The sequence below is a fragment of the Lysinibacillus sp. NPDC096212 genome (genome assembly GCF_044763105.1).
Lineage (GTDB): Bacteria > Bacillota > Bacilli > Bacillales_A > Planococcaceae > Lysinibacillus.
In genome coordinates this window covers 143,549-162,822 of sequence record NZ_JBIWFQ010000009.1, presented here as the reverse complement: position 1 = coordinate 162,822, position 19,274 = coordinate 143,549, and the positions used below count along the sequence as shown (strand labels likewise).

At 36.8% G+C, this 19,274-nt stretch carries 14 protein-coding genes; 3 read left to right on the top strand and 11 right to left on the bottom strand.

Annotated features, from left to right (window positions below; all coding sequences use genetic code 11):
* Nucleotides 1-256: 256 nt before the first annotated feature.
* The 7 genes from ACIQ7T_RS11555 to hemW form a co-directional block, all read right to left on the bottom strand.
* Nucleotides 257-994, bottom strand: coding sequence for a 16S rRNA (uracil(1498)-N(3))-methyltransferase (locus ACIQ7T_RS11555; protein ID WP_370079451.1), 738 nt, complete (start codon nt 992-994; stop codon nt 257-259).
* 82 nt (nt 995-1,076) lie between these two features.
* Nucleotides 1,077-2,018 (bottom strand): 50S ribosomal protein L11 methyltransferase, encoded by a 942-nt coding sequence (gene prmA, locus ACIQ7T_RS11550; protein ID WP_370079453.1) that lies wholly within the window; start codon nt 2,016-2,018, stop codon nt 1,077-1,079.
* A gap of 21 nt (nt 2,019-2,039) precedes the next feature.
* Nucleotides 2,040-3,158 carry a molecular chaperone DnaJ gene (gene dnaJ, locus ACIQ7T_RS11545; protein ID WP_370079455.1) on the bottom strand — a complete coding sequence of 373 codons (1,119 nt, stop codon included), beginning with the start codon at nt 3,156-3,158 and terminating at the stop codon, nt 2,040-2,042.
* A 236-nt stretch (nt 3,159-3,394) separates the two neighbouring features.
* Complete coding sequence (gene dnaK, locus ACIQ7T_RS11540) at nt 3,395-5,233, bottom strand: molecular chaperone DnaK (RefSeq protein ID WP_370079457.1); 1,839 nt, start codon at nt 5,231-5,233, stop codon at nt 3,395-3,397.
* Nucleotides 5,234-5,307: 74 nt separating this feature from the next.
* Nucleotides 5,308-5,889: a nucleotide exchange factor GrpE gene (gene grpE, locus ACIQ7T_RS11535; RefSeq protein ID WP_370079459.1), complete on the bottom strand. Its 582-nt coding sequence runs from the start codon at nt 5,887-5,889 to the stop codon at nt 5,308-5,310.
* 2 nt (nt 5,890-5,891) lie between these two features.
* A complete protein-coding gene (hrcA, locus tag ACIQ7T_RS11530; protein WP_370079460.1) occupies nt 5,892-6,920 on the bottom strand; it encodes a heat-inducible transcriptional repressor HrcA in 1,029 nt (342 codons plus the stop codon).
* A gap of 89 nt (nt 6,921-7,009) precedes the next feature.
* On the bottom strand, nt 7,010-8,155 hold the full coding sequence (gene hemW / locus ACIQ7T_RS11525; protein WP_370079461.1) for a radical SAM family heme chaperone HemW: 1,146 nt from the start codon (nt 8,153-8,155) through the stop codon (nt 7,010-7,012).
* Between the two features lie 193 nt (nt 8,156-8,348).
* Between hemW and rpoN the strand changes: the two genes are divergently transcribed.
* A complete protein-coding gene (rpoN, locus tag ACIQ7T_RS11520) occupies nt 8,349-9,605 on the top strand; it encodes an RNA polymerase factor sigma-54 (RefSeq protein WP_402870426.1) in 1,257 nt (418 codons plus the stop codon).
* 357 nt (nt 9,606-9,962) lie between these two features.
* Here the strand turns inward: rpoN and chrA are convergent, their stop codons facing one another.
* From chrA to ACIQ7T_RS11505, 3 genes are all read right to left on the bottom strand, one after another.
* Nucleotides 9,963-11,123, bottom strand: a complete 1,161-nt coding sequence (gene chrA / locus ACIQ7T_RS11515) for a chromate efflux transporter (RefSeq protein ID WP_370079463.1) — start codon at nt 11,121-11,123, stop codon at nt 9,963-9,965.
* A 105-nt stretch (nt 11,124-11,228) separates the two neighbouring features.
* Nucleotides 11,229-12,071: a DUF4179 domain-containing protein gene (locus tag ACIQ7T_RS11510; RefSeq protein WP_370079464.1), complete on the bottom strand. Its 843-nt coding sequence runs from the start codon at nt 12,069-12,071 to the stop codon at nt 11,229-11,231.
* 863 nt (nt 12,072-12,934) lie between these two features.
* Nucleotides 12,935-14,125: a DHH family phosphoesterase gene (locus tag ACIQ7T_RS11505; protein WP_402870423.1), complete on the bottom strand. Its 1,191-nt coding sequence runs from the start codon at nt 14,123-14,125 to the stop codon at nt 12,935-12,937.
* Nucleotides 14,126-14,690: 565 nt separating this feature from the next.
* On the opposite strand from ACIQ7T_RS11505, the gene ACIQ7T_RS11500 reads away from it, so the two are divergent.
* Together ACIQ7T_RS11500 and ACIQ7T_RS11495 are read left to right on the top strand one after the other, a co-directional pair.
* Nucleotides 14,691-16,340 carry a pyridoxal phosphate-dependent decarboxylase family protein gene (locus tag ACIQ7T_RS11500; protein WP_402870420.1) on the top strand — a complete coding sequence of 550 codons (1,650 nt, stop codon included), beginning with the start codon at nt 14,691-14,693 and terminating at the stop codon, nt 16,338-16,340.
* The gene (locus tag ACIQ7T_RS11495) at nt 16,318-18,015 is read left to right on the top strand and encodes a methyl-accepting chemotaxis protein (protein WP_402870418.1); all 1,698 of its coding nucleotides are present in this window, start codon (nt 16,318-16,320) and stop codon (nt 18,013-18,015) included. The genes ACIQ7T_RS11500 and ACIQ7T_RS11495 overlap by 23 nt, the downstream gene beginning before the upstream one ends.
* Nucleotides 18,016-18,303: 288 nt before the next feature.
* On the opposite strand, the gene ACIQ7T_RS11490 is transcribed toward ACIQ7T_RS11495, so the two are convergent.
* Nucleotides 18,304-19,245 carry an SDR family NAD(P)-dependent oxidoreductase gene (locus ACIQ7T_RS11490; RefSeq protein ID WP_402870415.1) on the bottom strand — a complete coding sequence of 314 codons (942 nt, stop codon included), beginning with the start codon at nt 19,243-19,245 and terminating at the stop codon, nt 18,304-18,306.
* Nucleotides 19,246-19,274: the final 29 nt, after the last annotated feature.

Sequence of the window (19,274 nt, the reverse complement as noted above, 5' to 3'; positions counted from 1 at the left end):
TTTATTCCGCTCCGACATCTTTTTTCTCATTATAAACAAAAGTACCCTATAGGATAGACTTTTTTCAAAGTGTCTATCTTATAGGGTACAGTTTATTTTTTGAATCAGCTCTTTTTGTTAGGATTAAGTCATTGATTGTGATTTTCGCTTATTCCTTCAAACCTTGCCACGACTGCACTTACACGTAATTATATTGCAGTTTACCCATGCACAGCTATTGCGTGAAAAGCCTCTTTTGACAAGGCTAAATCTTATTTCATTCAAATTCATAAGAGATTGCAGACAGTGCATAGAGTGGTGCCGTTTCTGCTCGTAAAATTCGAGGTCCTAATGACATCGTTTGGGCACCGGCTTGAAGCAGGGCATCTGCTTCTTTTCTAGCAATGCCTCCTTCTGGACCAAAGATAATAAGAATTGATTTCGACTTCTTGTCATACACATTTTTTAACTTCTCCGAAAATCTTGTGCGTCGTTCTGCTTTTGCATCCTCTTCATCTGCTATAAAAACGGCGTCGAATTTGCCAACTTGTTCTACTAGCTGTTTAAAAGAGATTGGTTCATAGATTTCCGGGATATGTGTACGATGGGATTGCTCAGCTGCTTCTTTAGCAATTTTTTGTAGACGCTCTTGCTTTTTGGCACCCTTCTTTTTATCCCATTTAACGATGGAACGCTCCGCTTCAAAAGGCAACAAGGCAAACATTCCAAGCTCTGTTGCCTTTTGTGTAATAAGTTCTAGTTTATCGCCCTTTGGCAAACCACATGCCACTGTTACATTTACAGGTAACTCCGGAGAAGGAATAATTTCACCTGTAGTTTGAACGTATACTTCATCTGCTTCGAAGGCTTCAATTTCACATATATGGGCGGTATTTTGTGCAACTACAACGATTTTGTCGCCTTCTTTCATACGCATTACTCGTTCAATATGTCGCGCATCCTCTCCGCTAATACGTGCTTCCTCAATGGTCGTCTCAATAAAATAGCGTTGCATGTTACCATACTCCTTTATAGCAAGAAGAGAAAACGCCAAATCGCCAGCACTCGGCTCACGATTTGGCGCTTCCTCAATCAATTTATTGTGGTCGACGGGCAATGATCGCTACCCAATCTTCCATTAGTAATACTTCTTCGATTACAAATCCTGAAGCTTCTAGTGCTACTTTTACATCATCACGTTTCGCGCCAATGATGCCTGAAGTGACATATAATCCACCCGGTTTAACAACTGAAAATGCATCGTCAGTAAAGGACATAATAATTTCTGCTAAAATATTAGCCACAACGACATCAGCTGGTTCCTTAACTGTATCCAATAGATTTCCATGGAATACAGATACTTTATCATCTACTTTGTTTAATGCAGCATTTTCTTGTGCTGAACGTACAGCTACTTCGTCTAAATCAAGTGCATGTACGCTCTTAGCTCCTAGTAAGGCTGCACCAATTGATAGAACGCCTGAACCCGTCCCGATATCGATAACTGTATCGCCCTCTTTTACGACCTTCTCAAGCCCTTGTAAGCACATAACAGTTGTAGGGTGTGTTCCTGTACCGAAAGCCATACCAGGATCTAATTCAATAATTAATTCATCTGTTGATACTGGTACATATTCTTCCCATGTTGGCACAATTGTAAAGCGTTCAGAAATTTTTACAGGATGATAGTATTGCTTCCATGCTGTTGCCCAGTCTTCCTCGTTAACCTCCACAATCGATACAACATTTTCACCAATATCGATGTTGAAGTTCGTTAGATTTGTTATAGCCGCCTTAATTTCTTCGACTGTTTCATTTAAAAAACTAGACTCCGATAAGTAAGCCTTAACAATAACACCATCTCTCGGAAAATCCGCTTCATTTAGCGCATAAATTTCACCATACTGATCCTCTCGTGGCTTCGCAAATTCTGCAGAATCCTCAATAACCACACCACTTGCCCCTGCTTCATGCAAAATATTCGAAATTGCTTCTACCGCTTCATTTTTTGTATGAATGGATAATTCTGACCACTTCACGTAGCTCTTCAGCTCCTCTAATTATTCACCTTGGAATTTTTTCTTAATTTTATCGAATAGCGAGCTTCCTTGCTCTTCAGGAATATCACCACTGATTTCCGCAAATTCACGTAGTAATTGTTTTTGTTTTTCTGTTAATTTTTCTGGCGTTACAACTTTTACTGTTACATATTGATTCCCTGTACCATAGCCATGTACATTTTTGACACCTTTGTCTTTTAGACGGAATTGCGCACCTGACTGTGTGCCCGCTGGAATACGTAGTTTTACTTTTCCATGAACAGTCGGAACTTCAATTTCATCACCAAGAGCTGCTTGTGGGAATGTCAGTTTTAGTTCGTAATAAATATCATCGCCATCACGTTCAAACTCATTATGTCCTTGAACGCGGAACATAATATATAAATCCCCCGCTGGGCCTCCATTTATACCTGGCTCACCTTGACCAGACACACGAATTTGCTGACCATCATCCACACCTGCTGGAATGTTAACTTTGATTTTCTTACGTTGTTGAACTTTTCCTTCACCACGACAAGTTGAACATTTTTCTTTAATGATTTTACCTGCGCCATGACATGTAGAACAAGTACGACGATTCATCACACGGCCAAAAGGTGTATCTACAGCTTGATTTACTTGACCTGCACCTTGACATGTTGAACATACTTCGGGGTTAGTACCTGGTTTTGCACCTGAACCGTGGCAAGTATCACATAATTCATCTTTTGGAATTTCGATTTCTGTTTCTTTCCCGAAAATCGCTTCTTCGAATGTAATATTCATACGATATTGAAGGTCATCACCCTTGCGCGGTGCATTCGGGTCCTGACGGCGACCGCCACCACCAAAGAATGAGCTGAAAATATCCTCGAAGCCGCCAAAGCCGCCGCCTCCGAAGCCACCACCAAAGCCTGCATTTGGATCCTCGTGGCCAAATTGATCATAGCGTGCTTTTTTCTGATCATCACTTAACACTTCATAAGCTTCAGCGATTTCTTTGAATTTTTCATCTGCACCTGGCTCTTTATTAAGGTCAGGATGGTATTGTTTTGATAATTTACGGTATGCTTTTTTAATTTCATCTTTAGAAGCTGATTTCGTTAAACCAAGCACCTCGTAGTAATCGCGTTTCTCCATCATTCACACTCCGCTCTTTTTGCATAAAATCTATTGTATCACGCAGTTAAAAAAACTGCCTCTATTTTTATTATTAAATATTCATTAAAAATGTTGCACATATGTTTCTTCACATTTCTCGCAGTTAACCTATACACCTAGACGAATAAATGTGCGTAGGTTATAGCTAACTATAAAGAGAAAAGCCAAAGCCGCAAGCGGTCTTTGGCTTCTTCACTTAACTGTGTTACTTACTATTATTTATCGTCTTTTACTTCTTCAAAATCAGCGTCTACGATATCATCTTTTTTACCAGCGCCAGCATCTGCACCAGCATCGCCACCTTGAGCTGCTTGAGCAGCTGCTGCAGCTTGTTCATATACTTTCATAACTAATGGCTGTAATACGCCTTCTAGTTTTTCTTTAGCGGATTTAATGCCTTCTAATTCGCCAGCTTCAAGCGCTTTTTTCAATTCATCACGAGCATCTTCAACAGATTTTTTCTCGTCTTCTGTAATTTGTTCGCCTAAGTCAGCAATTGTTTTGTCAACTTGGAACACTAATTGGTCAGCTTCGTTGCGAAGATCTGCTTCTTCTTTACGTTTAGTATCCGCTTCAGCATTTGCCTCTGCATCTTTTACCATACGTTCGATTTCTTCCTCAGACAGACCAGAATCAGATTGGATAACAATTGTTTGTTCTTTGTTTGTACCAAGGTCTTTCGCTTTAACAGATACGATACCATTTTTGTCAATATCGAATGTTACTTCGATTTGTGGTACACCACGTGGTGCTGGTGGGATATCTGATAATTGGAAGCGACCTAATGTTTTGTTGTCTGCTGCCATTGAGCGTTCACCTTGTAGCACGTGAATATCTACTGCTGGTTGGTTGTCAGCTGCAGTTGAGAATACTTGTGATTTAGATGTTGGGATCGTAGTGTTACGGTCGATTAATTTTGTGAATACGCCACCCATTGTTTCGATACCTAATGAAAGTGGAGTTACGTCAAGTAAAACTACGTCTTTTACATCACCAGTTAATACGCCACCTTGAACAGCAGCACCCATTGCTACAACTTCATCAGGGTTTACACCGCGGTGTGGCTCTTTATTAGTTTCTTTACGTACAGCTTCTTGTACAGCTGGAATACGAGTAGAACCACCAACTAAGATTACTTGGTCAAGTTCAGATGTTGAAAGACCTGCATCAGATAATGCTTGACGTACTGGACCTACTGTACGGTTTACTAATGGTAATGTAATTTCGTCAAATTTTGCACGAGTTAAAGAAATTTCTAAGTGTAATGGACCCGCTTCACCAGCAGTGATGAATGGTAAAGAAATTTGAGTAGATGTTACACCTGATAAGTCTTTTTTCGCTTTTTCAGCCGCATCTTTTAGACGTTGCATAGCCATTTTATCTTTAGAAAGGTCAATGCCGTTTTCTTTTTTGAATTCTGCAACAAGATATTCGATGATAGCATCGTCGAAATCGTCCCCACCTAGTTTGTTATCACCAGCTGTTGCTAATACTTCAAATACACCGTCACCTAATTCAAGAATAGATACGTCAAATGTACCGCCACCAAGGTCAAATACTAATACTTTTTGGTCTGTGTCTTGTTTGTCTAAACCATAAGCAAGTGCAGCAGCTGTTGGTTCGTTGATAATACGCTCTACTTCTAAACCTGCGATTTTACCAGCATCTTTAGTAGCTTGGCGTTGAGCGTCGTTGAAGTAAGCAGGTACAGTAATTACTGCTTTAGTTACTTTTTCACCTAAGTAGTCTTCAGCATAGCCTTTTAAGTATTGAAGAATCATTGCAGAAACTTCTTGTGGTGTATATTCTTTATCTTCCACTTTAACTTTTTCAGATGTACCTATTTTAGATTTAATAGAAATAATTGTGTTAGGATTTGTTACTGATTGACGTTTTGCTACTTCACCAACTTGACGTTCGCCATTTTTAAACGCAACAACAGATGGTGTTGTACGGTTTCCTTCTGGATTTGGAATTACTTTTGGTTCTCCGCCTTCAAGTACAGAAACACAAGAGTTTGTTGTTCCTAAGTCAATACCGATAATTTTGCTCATAAAAATTTCCTCCTATTATTTAAACGCAAATGACGCGTTTTCTAACTAATGTAATTAATTAAATAGTACTAAGTCTATTCGTTTACAGATACCATTGTTGGGCGTAATACGCGATCCTTTAACATATAGCCTTTTTGAAGCTCACGTAAGACAACACCCGTCGCTTTTTCACTATCTTGCTCCTGCATGACAGCTTGGTGAACATTAGGATCAAATTGCTCACCTTCAGCTTTAATAATCTGTAAGCCTTCCTTCTCAGTAGCTTCTATAAGAGAACGGTACACCATTTCAATACCTTTCACGATGGAAGCAGTTTCTTCAGAAGTCGCTTCAACTTGTAAGGCACGCTCGAAATTATCGATTACTGGCAGTAAATCAGACAGTAAGCTCTGAGCGCGATACTTTTCAGCAGCCTCACGATCAAGCTGATTGCGGCGGCGAATATTATCGAAGTCAGCACGTAAGCGTAGATGACGACTTTCCTCGTCGTCTAACTTTGCTTGTAACTCAGCTAGCTTTGCTTCATACTGTTCTTCGAGTGTTAATTCAGCTTTTTGTTCTTCTACTACTTCTGTTTCTTCTACTACATTTTCAGCTTGTACATCCTGCACAAGGTCTTTGTTTTCAGTTGTTTCAGTCACTTTAATCCTCCTCATTATCAATCACTACGATTCTTCGTAAAGGCCTGTGATAAATCCATGCGCATTACGTCTAGTAAAGCAACGACACGCTTATAATCCATACGTGTTGGACCAATAATTGCTATAGCCCCTTGCTGATCTTCACCAATAGAATAAGTGGTCGTAATGACACTACAGTTTTCCATTTCTAGTTGTTTATTTTCTGAACCAATACGAATTTGAATGCCCGATTCATTAGGATGGAAGAGTGACTGCACTTGGCTAGTCGTTTCCATTAAGTCCAAAATCATACGGACTTTATTTAAATCGTGGAATTCCGGTTGGTTGAACATATTTGTTTTACCACCATAGAAAATTTTACTTTCCGAATTATGCATCGTCGCTGTAACGAGACCGTGGATAAAATCATCCGCTGATCGAACATGCTGTTGTAATACTGTTAGCACTTCAGCTTCGAGTTTTTTATGAATATCCTCTAATGAAACACCAACGAGACGTTCATTTAAGATATTAACCATTTTCTCTAAATCAGAAGCGGTAAAATTAGGCGGTAAACTAAACATGCGATTTTCAACATGCCCGTTATCCGTTACGATAATCGCTACTGCTGAATCGCTAGAGAGTGGCACAATTGAAAATCGTTTTACTCGATGTCTTTGAACATCTGGTCCTAAAAGAATCGATGTATACGATGTCAGCTCTGATAAAATATTGGCTGACTTTCGGATAATATGCTCTACTTCTACCAAACGATCATTAAAAATTGATTGGATTTGCTGAATATCCCTTGAATTAATGCCTTGTGGGTTCAACAAATGATCTACATAAAATCTATAACCCTTTTCCGAAGGCACTCGACCAGAGGAAGTGTGCGTTTTTTCTAAGAAGCCTAATTCCTCTAAATCCGCCATTTCATTTCGAATTGTGGCTGGACTAAATGTAATCTCTTTCTTTTTGGAGATTTGGCGAGAACCTACCGGCTGTGCAAACATAATAAAGTCATCTACAATAGCTTGCAATATTTGTAATTGCCGATTTGTTAGCATGATCATCACCTCTGTTAGCACTCAACTAAGAGGAGTGCTAATACTATTATTAAGTTATCAAATCCTACATTTTATGTCAACGATATCGCTCAATCTTCTAGTAAAAATTGTTGAAATACTTCATTACCTACAAAGCGACCTTTTCGCGTAAGACGAATTCCTTTAGTATCATGTTCCAAAAGACCTTCTGAAACTAACTTTTCAATGACTTGTGAGTAATCCCTCTGCATTGATTCTTTAAATTTTTCTTCATATATAGAGTGTGGAATTCCTTCCGTTTTACGCAAACCTAAAAACATTTGCTCTTCGCGTTTCTCATTCTCTGTTACAACATGTTCATATACAATTGGTAGTTCCCCTGCATTTACTGCATCCATATACTTTTTCAATGGTCCATGATTTGAATAGCGCACACCAGCTAGATACCCATGAGCACCAGCACCAAATCCTGCATATTCATCGTTTTCCCAGTATATTTTATTATGTTTAGAACTGAAACCAGATAGAGCAAAATTGCTAATTTCGTATTGGAGAAGTCCATGCGCCTCCATCTGGCTCATTAGCACATCGTACATATCCGCTTCAAGATCTTCCGTTGGTAAATGGAGCTTACCTTTTGTGTATTGATTATAAAAAATCGTTTTTGGCTCCACTATTAGTGAATAGGCAGAATAATGTGGTATATCAAGAGCGAACGCTTTTTCTAAAGTATCTTTCCATTGTGCCATCGTCTGCCCCGGCAAACCGTACATTAAATCCAGACTAATATTTCTGAAACCTACCTTTTTCGCCATGGCAATTGTTTCATAGACGTGATTATTACTATGTGTACGACCAATGTTCTTTAACAACTCTTGATCAAAGGATTGTACACCCATACTTAAGCGATTTACACCCCCATCAAATAATGCCTGCATTTTTGCTTCTGATAGCTCGTCCGGATTAGCCTCTGATGTAAATTCTGTCACATTGTCCATCGGAATATACGTACGAATAAGCTCAAGAAGTCTCTCTATTTGTTTAGATGATAGTGCTGTTGGTGTACCGCCACCAAGAAATATTGTTTCGATTTGCTTAAAACTCTCGGGATATTTTTTTGTCGCAAGTTCCATCTCCTTGCCAAGCATTTCTATATATTCATCCACTGGTTGATTTTTAAAATAAAATTTATTGAAATCGCAGTAGTTACAAATTTGGTGACAAAAAGGAATATGAATGTAAACACCTCGTGCCATAGCTATCCCTTCTTTCTCGTTAGTCTTTTCCATTTCCTCATTATAAACAATAGTGGCATGGAACGCCATGAATCAAGTTAGTAAAATAACTAAATCAAAACTATTTTGCATTAACATTATTTGCTCAAATTATTATCTGAAAATTCACATCTTTATGTTATGCTAATTAAAAGCAAGAAACGGAGTGATCATGATGGACATAATTTTAAAACAACAACAGCAACAGAAAATGATGATGACACCTCAATTACAGCAATCTATTGAATTACTACAATATACAACACTTGAACTTGAGCAATTTCTGTATGAACAGCAATTAGAGAACCCGTTAATCGACTTACAACCACCATCATTTCAAGAACGTATTTACGGAAATTCTTATTCTCCCTTTCGAACAACTGAGAATGATTTATATACAAAAATTGTAGAACTAAACTACCGGGAGGAATTGCTACAACTAGCTACACTCACTTTTGCAGGTGATGATTTACAAATTGTACAGTTTCTTATTGAACAGTTAGATAACAAAGGTTATTCTCCAGCCCACCTTTCTAATGTTGCAGAAGAACAACATTATTATGGTATTCAGCTTTTACAACAAATCGGGCCGCCGGGAATTGGTGCACGTAATCTGCAAGAATGTCTTTTACTGCAAATCGAAGAGAATAATTATGATTTACAGCAACTTATTCAAAAAGGGCTGTTCCTACTAGCTGAACGTAAATTTCCTGAATTGATGAAATCTCTTAAGCTTTCTAAGGAACAGTTATTAGCACTAATTAATCAGCTACAGCAACTAACACCAATCCCTTGCACTTTGAACTCAGAAGATAATATAGAATATGTCACACCAGATATTGTTGTTGTGATCGAAGATAGCACATTACAATTCAGTTTAAATGATTGCTCAATGCCATCTATTCGGCTTCATGATAGCTACGCATCTATACTGCCCTTAGCCGAACAAGCATATGTAAAACAGCATTATAAGCATTATGAATGGCTCGTCCATAGTTTACAGCGGCGCCGTCAAACAATTATTCGGATTATGTCAGTTGTCCTACAGCATCAACAACAATTTTTCTACAAAGGGCTACCTTATTTAAAACCTTTATCACTAAGGGATGTCGCAACACAAATCGATATGCACGAATCAACAGTAAGTCGAGCAATTCGGAATAAAATAATACTAACACCTGTTGGAACATATTTATGGAAGGATCTATTTTCTTCTAAAATTGAAAGCACTCAAACAGAGCATTCTCAAACGTCAATCTTAGAAATGATTAAAAAAATAATCACCTTTGAAAATAAACAAAAGCCTTTATCCGATCAAAAGATTGCTGAAAGCCTAGCCAGCTCTTTTCAAATCCATTTGGCTAGACGTACTATTAGCAAATATCGAGACGAGTTAGGAATACCAGCAGCAAGCAAACGTAAGGAATTATAAAAACGATTTTCCTTTATTACAATATTTTAACAATAATTCCAATTGCGAGAATAATAAGCTTCGAGACTATTATTTTGGTAACAAAAAAGTATGCTAGAAGACATCTTCAAGCATACTTTTTCTCATTAGGGATAACCCAGATTTTGTCTTATTCAATACTTAAAATATCGTTACTACTTAATAATTAGTGAGCAAGTGCTTCGGGCCGCTTCCAAACAATTAAATATTTCTCGCCAATCTCTGCAATATCATATGAAGAAACTAGCCATTCGAAAAGAAGAGTTTATCTAAGCATTCCATTCATTTCACAAAAAAATCAAAACCAAAGCAATAATGGTTTTGATTTTTTATATGTCCTTAATAACATACAATCCCTACACAAATACCAACTAACACAAGCAAATAAGGTTGAACTTTCCAACGTATCAAACACCATAGAAAAACGGCTGCAATTACTATGTCTAGACCATTTTGAATTGTCTGTGTAACAATCGGATGAATAAAAGCTGCAGCTAATATTCCAACAACTGCTGCATTTGCACCAGCCATCGCCCCTCTTAATCCAGCGAAACGATTAAGAGCTAGCCAAAAAGGCATTGCCCCTACTATTAGCAAAAATGCCGGTAAAAAAATGGCTATCGTAGCGATAATGGTCCCAGGTACTCCAGCAATGACCATACCTATGTAGGAAGCAAACGTAAACAATGGACCAGGGACTGCCTGGGTCATTCCGTATCCTGCTAAAAAATCTGAAGAACTCATTAATCCACTTTGGACAAACTGTGCCTCTAGTAAAGGTAATACGACATGACCTCCACCAAACACTAATGCACCTGATAAATAGAACTTTTCAATGATCGTAAACCATTCATATTGTATAAGTGGGCTAACAATTGGTAAACCAACAAGAAGTATAACAAACAACGCTAAAAAACATACACCTGTCGTTTTTGAAATAGGTACAACAGTTTCTTTTGGTTCATCTTTATGATTAGTCTTCTTAAAAAAATGATAGCCTATAAAAGAAGCAACAATAATAGTAGTTACTTGAGCAAATGGATGGACCCATAAAAGCACTACTACAAGCGCCAACAAAGCGATTATAAAATGGTGAATACTAGGAATCAATTTTTTTGACATTTCAAAAACAGCTTGCGCAATGATCGCAACTGCCACTAATTTTAAGCCATGAATCCAACCCATATCCATCCGTGTATGTGCAAAAAAATACGCAAATGCCATAAGCAGAAAAACTGACGGTAATGTAAAACCAACAAATGACACAATACTCCCAAATAAACCGCCTCTTAATAAGCCAATACCCATCCCTACCTGGCTCGATGCTGGCCCAGGTAAAAATTGACTGAGTGCAACAAGTTGACTGTAGTCATGATCCGATAACCATTTACGTTTCTGAACATATTCATTTTGAAAATACCCTAAATGTGCAGTAGGGCCTCCAAATGATGTACAACCCAATTTAAGCGAAACTAAAAAAATTTCCCATAACCTTCGCAATATCTTCAACTACTTTCCATGTCATCTATATTCATAGTACAATGGGTAATCGTCCTTTTGGTTTAAGATATTGTAAAGTTTTTTTCACGGTAACAGGTTTCGTTCTTAATCTCCAATTTTAATGGCAGAACCAAGCTCACTTCCATTTGCAGCTATCGGAATGAGCTCATAGCTCTTCCCCGTTAAATATAATGCATCGAGGCGGACACCCCACTTCGTATACTCTTCATTCAAAGGATAGGCTACGTTAAATGCCCAAGATTCCCCTGTTACTGATTGGATTTTAAAATGCAATGCTTCATTTAGTAAGCTTTTCTCTGAATGAAAGTATATCGTTGTTGATATTGGTGTAGTAACAACCTCCTCTATTGTTATTTCCTGACCATCTAAAAGCTTTACTTTTTTCTCAACAGGGAAGACCTTTCTATCTTCTTGTAAATGCTCTTGTGAAGCTTCCACTTGAAATTCCCACGGCTCGTCAATCTTTTTTTCACCGTTCCAGTCGTTATAACGAATATCTAAGTTTAATATTTTATCCTCTGGTAGTTCACTTAATTTCACACTACTATAGATTGTATAAGTTTTATCAGATTGTTGGACAGTCTGTCCCCCATTTCTAACCGTGAACTCTTTTCCATTCACAAAAACCTGTGGAAAGAAAAAGATTTGGTAGTCGAAATTTAAGCCTTTTACTGGCTTAAAGGTAGCATTCAGTAGTATTTGGTTATCATCAATTATTATTTCATTTAACGTTAAACGTCCGAGACTATTTTCAGTAGTTTTATCGATCACTGTTTTGTAGGCTTCAAAATTCAAATCCTTCTTAAACAAAAAATAATAAACAATTACACAAGTAGCTACCAATAAAAGCAATAATACAATAAACCATATTTTCCGCCCTCGATTTTCCTTAAGCTGACTCTCGACAAGAAGCATATCATTGGACATCATGTACACCTCATTTTAAGAAAGTATGTCTACACAAATGCTTTTTATTTATTGTAGTTTTCAATTGGACATTATATAACCTCTAACAATGTCAAGGTTTGGCTGATTTCACTATGTATCTTTAGATGTTGTTGAAACAATTGTATGAATGAAATTAAGGTGTCATATAAAGTATGGCTTTTCAAAACGAGGGGGGTGATTTCCGTTCCGGCTGGGCACTTTCCTGGTGGCGTCCGATGAGCCGCTTCGCTTCGCCGCAGAGTCTCCGGCCATCAGATGTTTTTTGCGCGAAAGCGAAGCGACAGCGGCAACGTGTTTTGTCTGCGCGAAAGCGAAGCGACAGCGGCAACAGCACAATGTCACGAAGGCGTTATCACATTATGTGATGGTTTTAGCCTTCGCTCCTCTATTGTTAATCCCCAAGGAGTCGCCCAGTCTCCACTCCAATCAACTGATTCACATGACGTACGTTTTAACAAAATGTCATCCAACTTTTTAGTTTTACCGGAACACTTTCAGGATTTATCGCCCAACTTTTGAATTTTATCGCCTAACTTTCACGTTTTATCACCCAACTTTTGAATTTTATCGACATCTACCTTTCAAAGAGCAAAAAAAGATTCACACACAAAACTGTGCGTGAATCCTTTTCTTTATGTCGCCCATCCAATCAACTAATTCACTTAGCATGTATTCTCTGACATGTCAGTTTAATTTAAGTGATAAAACGCAACTTTAGCAAAAGAGTTTTATCTAAGCGAAAGTGAGTAGCTTGGAACGGAAATCATCCTTATTTACAACACCACAACATTCACAAAATTCCCTTGACTATTTACCTTTTCACAAGGAGTAATATATATCCCTTACTCTTGATGACGAACCTTTTTGGCTTCTTCCATTAAATAATCTACAAATAACTCATCTTTCACTAACCATGCTTGATAATTTCTTTTTAAAAACCATTCTGCTTCATAAAAACTTGTAAAGATTTGATCTAACGGGATTTTATTTTTTTCAATGATCCAATCAAAATCACTTATTGAATATAGGAGGAAAAATTCTCCCTTAAGGTTTTTATACATTGTCCCAAAAGAAGAGAACCTTAAATTATAGCGATTTCGTTTCGCATCCTCTGGTATTGGTGCTATATGAAATATTTGTGCCACATACTGCTCATAAGCTTCATCAGTTAAAGAGCAACCAGCTGCTTTTTGATGCCCTCCCCCTCCGAATTCTGCTGCAATAGCCGAAACATCTATATGATCATGAATCGTACGAAATGAAATTCTTTTGCCACCCATATTTAAAATAGCTATAAAATCAAGGTGTACATTTTCTTTTCCCAATTCATTACCAAGCTCTGAATGATACGATTCTGCATAAACCACACCTGTAAAATATTCTCCTATCGATGTTTGCACTAACTCCCTTTTTTTCCGGCGGATGTACCGTTCTATCTTCTCCTCTTCCATTTTTAAAATTTTCTTTTCAAATTCATCAAAGTCAAAATGTTCGCTAGTCTTTAAACGTTCAAGCATTTTTTCTTCAAATTCTTCGATTGATACTAAAAAAAAGAGTGCATTGAGTCGACGTGCTTGTTGATTATCATTCTTTTCCCATTCCCACGTATCGTACTGTCTGACTAACTCTACAAATTCTGTGATGGAATTCTTTTGTTCTAAATATCCATGTGTAACAAGATATTGATAAAATAAAGACGTTGCTGATGTTAAATAGCCCTTTTCATCTTCTATTAATACTTTACCCCATTCATAATCGTTCAAATGAAAAGCCGTTTTATGATGATCAAGTAGTTGAACATTACCCGTTGCGATATAATAATCATTTAATCTCCTTTCATTTTCCTCATTGGGAGATAAATCGGTAATAAATAAAAATGTATCTTGTTCGTTATTGTCTAAAAAAAACTCAATTTCGCGGTCCAACGTTGAAATTGAATTGTACTTTACCTTCACTTGATCTTGAAAGGCCAGCTTGGCTAATATCCCGCAACTTACTCCATCTAAATCATTATGCGATAGCAATTTATACATTTTTTCACCTCAATATTAGTATGGTTTATCATTGAAAAAATTATCGGTATTGTAAGGCGTGTTTATGTTGAAAAAAATTTACTTACTAAAAATTTCAACGAACCTCTTTTCACATTTTGATATGCTCCCCATCAGCTAGACAGATGAAAAACTTATGTAGATTATTATTCTTTGACTAAAAGCAGATTAATACCATATATCACCGTTAATAGTCATAAAGCATTAAAACGTTCACCAATTATAAATAAATTAAAATCATTTTCTGAATAGTATTTATGTTTTTACCTCCTCATATCACTTCCCCATCATTAGCTTTGCAACAAATTATTAAAAGAGGTCATATAAATCCTTTAAATTCAACGTTTACAAACATAATCTATCACAATATTTCCCCATATATTTCACCTCAAATTAAATCAGATTATTTAGAAATGACTGAAATTAATTATCCTATAAAATATAAACTCATTTTTTTGTTATAATATGTTATTATAATTTTAGTAAAACGACCTATTTTTGCTAAATAAGAAAATAGAGGAAAAACGAACTAAAAAGGACGATGAACATGAAAAAAATCCAGCAATTATTCCAAAGCGAAGATGGTAATATCGAACAAAGGGAGAATTTTTTATCCCTATTGGAGAAAATCGTTACATCATTAGATGAGTTAAAAAACCCACAAACAACAACTCTTGGACCAATGAAAGAGCGCTCTGACAATTTCTATAAAGAGTTAATGCAAGAAAATCAAGTACCAGCTTCAGGTGTCGGACTTGAACAGGTTGTGAATGATTTAACACAATTGATGCAAGGACATCCTTACCATACACGCAACTTTGTAACAAATGTTTTACCAATGGCTAGCATTCCCGGTATATTAGGTCAATTTACGAATGCTCTGCTTAATGGTAACAATCTATGGGATGTATACGGACCAGCTGCAGCAGAATGTGAGGTAAAGGTAGTAGCAATGATGTCGAAGTTAGTTGGCTACGACTATACTCAAAGCTTTGGTTACACAACGTGGGGTGGACAAGGGGCTGTTTTCAGTGGGCTTCGTCTTGCGATTGCTAAACAATTCCCTAACGCAAAAGAAGATGGCGTACCAAATAATTTATATTGCTTCGCTTCAGAAAATGCTCATTACAGCTTATTAAAATCAATTGAAGCAGTCGGCATCGGTAGCAAGCATTTAATTCGTATTAAAGCTGGAAAAGACCATTCAATGGATATTGAAGACTTACGTATGCGTATGACTGAGGTTATCGAAAAAGGTGGTATTCCAGTGTATGTAGTTGCTACTACAGGCGCTACAGATCAATTTGCTATTGATGATGTACAAGCAATCAAAAAAGTTACAACTGACCTTGAACAAAAACATTCCTTAAAACCTATACATATTCACGCTGATTCAGCGTTAGGTGGTTTTTACGCATTTTTCAACGATTATGATTTTAAGGCAAATCCACTTCAGTTAGAGACTAATGTTTTACAAGCACTAGAACAAATTAAAGAACGTATGCAATATCTACCTATTGCAGATAGCCTTTGCTTCGACTTCCAAAAGCTTGGTCAAACACCTTATTTAACAAGCTTATTCTTAATAAAAGAAGGAAAACATCTACAGCTATTAGATATCGAGGACTTCGACACACCTTATGTTGGTAATCGAGGCTATGGTTCTTATCATACAGGCTATACCCTAGAGTGCTCTCGTATGGGGAGTTCAATTGCTATTTATGCTGCATTACAGGCGTTTGGTAAAGAAGGCTACCAACAAATATTAGCTAATTATGTGCGTGTAAACTTAGCGTTCCGTGCGCAGTTAGCTGAGAAAACTCCAATGTTACAAGTAGTCAATGAGTCTAATATTGGACCAGTTACAGCCTTCCGTTTGTATCCTGAAGGCTTTAATTGGAAATCTGAACAATCAGGTAGCTATACGCAAGATCAGATTGAATATATTAATGGTCTTAACGCTTCTTTATTTGAAATTATAGGAGAAGGTCGCGACGAAGTATTTTTCGGTGATACGACACGTGTTTGCACTGTCAACACTAGCGATACAACACAACAAATTCCAGTCGCTGCTGCAAAATTCTTTTCAATTTCTCCTTATACAGAGACAGAACATATTAGTGATATGGTTCATTTCTTACAACAAAAGGTAAAAGTATTGGAGGCTGCTAAAGTTGAGTATAGTCAAAAAATTTAAGAGCTCTTTACTCTATAAATATATTGCGAGTTTTACTATTCCAATTGCTATTATTTCAGTAATATTTAGTATCGTATTATTTGTTACATCTTATCGGATTATCGATAATAATGTTATTACACAATTTGAGTCATCATTAGAGGTTATATCTCATACAATTTTTGATGATATAGACAAAAATGACGTCAAAGCTGCAGATGATGGCGATAAGGATAAATATGATGAAATATTAAATGAATTAAATGAAACACTTAAAAAGTATGAAATTGAAAATGCTTACGTTCTTTCACGTGCAAATGGCAAAGAACATATTGTGGCATTAAGTAATAAAGACGATTATCAAGAGGACTATGCTTTTAGTGAAGACATGAATGAAGCGCTAAATACTGGAACCATTCAATCTAGTGATATTTATAAAGATGAATACGGTATTCATAAATCGATTTTTATACCATTTAAAGATACTGATATTCTTTTTGGTTTAGATATGGACGCTTCCTTCATTTCTAAACTTCAAACAGAGACTCTTTGGATTTGTATCATCATGACTGTGATGTTTTTGATATTCGGTATTATTGTGGCTTATATCATTAGCAAAGGCATTATAAAACCAATTAAAAATATGACTAACTATGTTGGTAAGGTGGCACAAGGAGACTTAGCTGTTGAACCACTTCAAATAAAGGGTTCTAATGAAATTGCACAGCTCTCTTCAGGCATTGAAAATATGACAGCAGATTTACGCTCTCTTATTCAGCAAATTGCTGAGAATGCTGAGCAAGTAGCTGCTATGTCTGAAGAGTTATCGGCAGGCTCTGAGCAAACAAGTGCATCTATTCAACAAATTACATCTTCAATGCAAGAAGTAGCTTCAGGATCAGAAAAACAAACTTCTTCTATTGAAGAAGTAGAAAATCATATTACGACAATCTCCACAAAAATGTCAGAAGTTGTATCGAGCGTTAATGATGTCACTGCTAAAGCATCTAGTGCATCTTCTATTTCAGAAAAAGGCAATACAACGATTCAAAGTGCTACAGAAAAGATGGCCATAACATCTAATGCTATTCAAGAGACTTCGGAAGTTGTGAAACGTTTAAGCACATACTCAAATGAGATCGGCGACATTGTAACCTTAATTAATGAGATTACGGATCAAACAAATTTACTCGCTTTAAATGCATCTATTGAAGCAGCACGTGCTGGTGAGCATGGTAAAGGCTTTGCAGTTGTAGCTGAAGAAGTGCGTAAACTTGCAGACCAATCTTTAGCAGCGACGAATAATATTCGAACACGTATTGAAACAATTAAAGAAGAGTCTGTGCAAGCTGTAAAATCTATGGAAATTAGTAGTAGTAATCTTGCAGAAAGCTCTACTACCTTTAATGAATCAGGTGAAGCTTTTAAAGAAATATATTCGCATATTACTTCACTAACTCAAGAAATGGGTTATGTCAATAATATCATTTCAAATATTAACGATGGGGTTAGCAGCATTGCCATTTCTGTAGAGACAGTTGGTGTAATAGCCGTTCAATCATCTGGAAACATTCAAAATGTGGCTGCTGCTTCTGAAGAACAATCAGCTAGTATTGAGGAAATTACTGCGTCTTCAAATAATTTAGCTGAGATGGCACAGCAACTTCGTAATATCATACAAAAATTCCAGTTATAAAAATAACTAATGACAAAAATCCGCTATACTTTTTGTAGGTAAGTTTTCTACCAACAAAAGTTTAAGCGGATTTTTTTCATTAACTCAACAATTATGCCTCGGCTAATTGTTGCTGTCGCTTCGCTTTCGCACAGATAAAACCTTGTTGCTGTCGCTTCGCTTTCGCACAGATAAAACCTTGTTGCTGTCGCTTCGCTTTCGCACAGATAAATTGCCACAGGACGTGGCGTTCTTAGATTGAGTTCCTCTATTTCAGTGGATGTCTGCTGAAATAAGTTAATAGTTTTCTTATTTTAGTGCTCTCTTGTTCATCCAGGCAATCGTTTCTTCTAGCCCTACTCGATATGAAGTACGTGGTAAAGCGCCTATTTCCTTTTCGTATTTTTCCCCACTTAAAATGACTGGTTCTTCTGTTAAATACAATATTTCAACTACTTCTTTCATAGAAGGATTAAATAGTCCAATTAATCGGATCATGCCTTTAGAAACTGTACGAATACCTTTTTTGTAGCTTGTAATTTCACGTAAAATTTTCACTAGTTCTTCCCCTGCAATTGGATGAACGGCTGGCACGTTCCAATTCTGATTATATGTGTCGTTACGTAAAGCAAGCTCAACCATAGCCTTTGCGCCATCAACTGTATAAAGGAATTCCCTTTTCACCTGCATATTCCCTACAAAATTAGCTTTTTTATCTTGTGCTACATTTTTTAACGTTTCATAGAGTATTGTATTCTCTGCATTTGGGCCGTATAAATCCGGGAAATGTACAATTATCGAGGGTACATTACTGTTTATTAATTTATTTTCCATCGTTAAACGAATCTTCCCTTTTTTCGTCTGCGGTTCCTTTCTAGCTTGCTCTATTACAGGGTTTGTTGATTGTCTTCCATATGCATAAATATTATCTACTAGTGCAATCTTCGCTCCTCGCCTTTCTGCTATGTTAATCACCATGTCTACGCATCGCATATGGAGTTTTTCCCAATCTTGATATGGAAAACTAATAGCATGAAAAATAATATCCACACTATTTGAGGCCCTCATCAAATCCTGTTCATTAAATACATCACCCGAAATGATTTCTACATTTTTGTGATGCTGAAAAAGTGCAACTAACTTTTCTTTATTTCTAGCAAATGCCTTCACGTGTATATTGCGACTTACTAGTTCATTTACTAATGCAAATCCCATACCACCAGATGCTCCAATAACTAATGCTGTTTGCAAAATTAATTCCCTCCTCTATTAATTAACCA

Excerpts from the sequence above, each read along its gene's own strand:
- ACIQ7T_RS11555 (WP_370079451.1), bottom strand. The coding sequence starts at position 994 with ATGCAACGCTATTTTATTGAGACGACCATTGAGGAAGCACGTATTAGC.
- dnaJ (WP_370079455.1), bottom strand. The coding sequence starts at position 3,158 with ATGGAGAAACGCGATTACTACGAGGTGCTTGGTTTAACGAAATCAGCT.
- dnaK (WP_370079457.1), bottom strand. The coding sequence starts at position 5,233 with ATGAGCAAAATTATCGGTATTGACTTAGGAACAACAAACTCTTGTGTT.
- grpE (WP_370079459.1), bottom strand. The coding sequence starts at position 5,889 with ATGAGGAGGATTAAAGTGACTGAAACAACTGAAAACAAAGACCTTGTG.
- hrcA (WP_370079460.1), bottom strand. The coding sequence starts at position 6,920 with ATGCTAACAAATCGGCAATTACAAATATTGCAAGCTATTGTAGATGAC.
- hemW (WP_370079461.1), bottom strand. The coding sequence starts at position 8,155 with ATGGCACGAGGTGTTTACATTCATATTCCTTTTTGTCACCAAATTTGT.
- rpoN (WP_402870426.1), top strand. The coding sequence starts at position 8,349 with ATGGACATAATTTTAAAACAACAACAGCAACAGAAAATGATGATGACA.
- ACIQ7T_RS11510 (WP_370079464.1), bottom strand. The coding sequence starts at position 12,071 with ATGTCCAATGATATGCTTCTTGTCGAGAGTCAGCTTAAGGAAAATCGA.
- ACIQ7T_RS11505 (WP_402870423.1), bottom strand. The coding sequence starts at position 14,125 with ATGTATAAATTGCTATCGCATAATGATTTAGATGGAGTAAGTTGCGGG.
- ACIQ7T_RS11500 (WP_402870420.1), top strand. The coding sequence starts at position 14,691 with ATGAAAAAAATCCAGCAATTATTCCAAAGCGAAGATGGTAATATCGAA.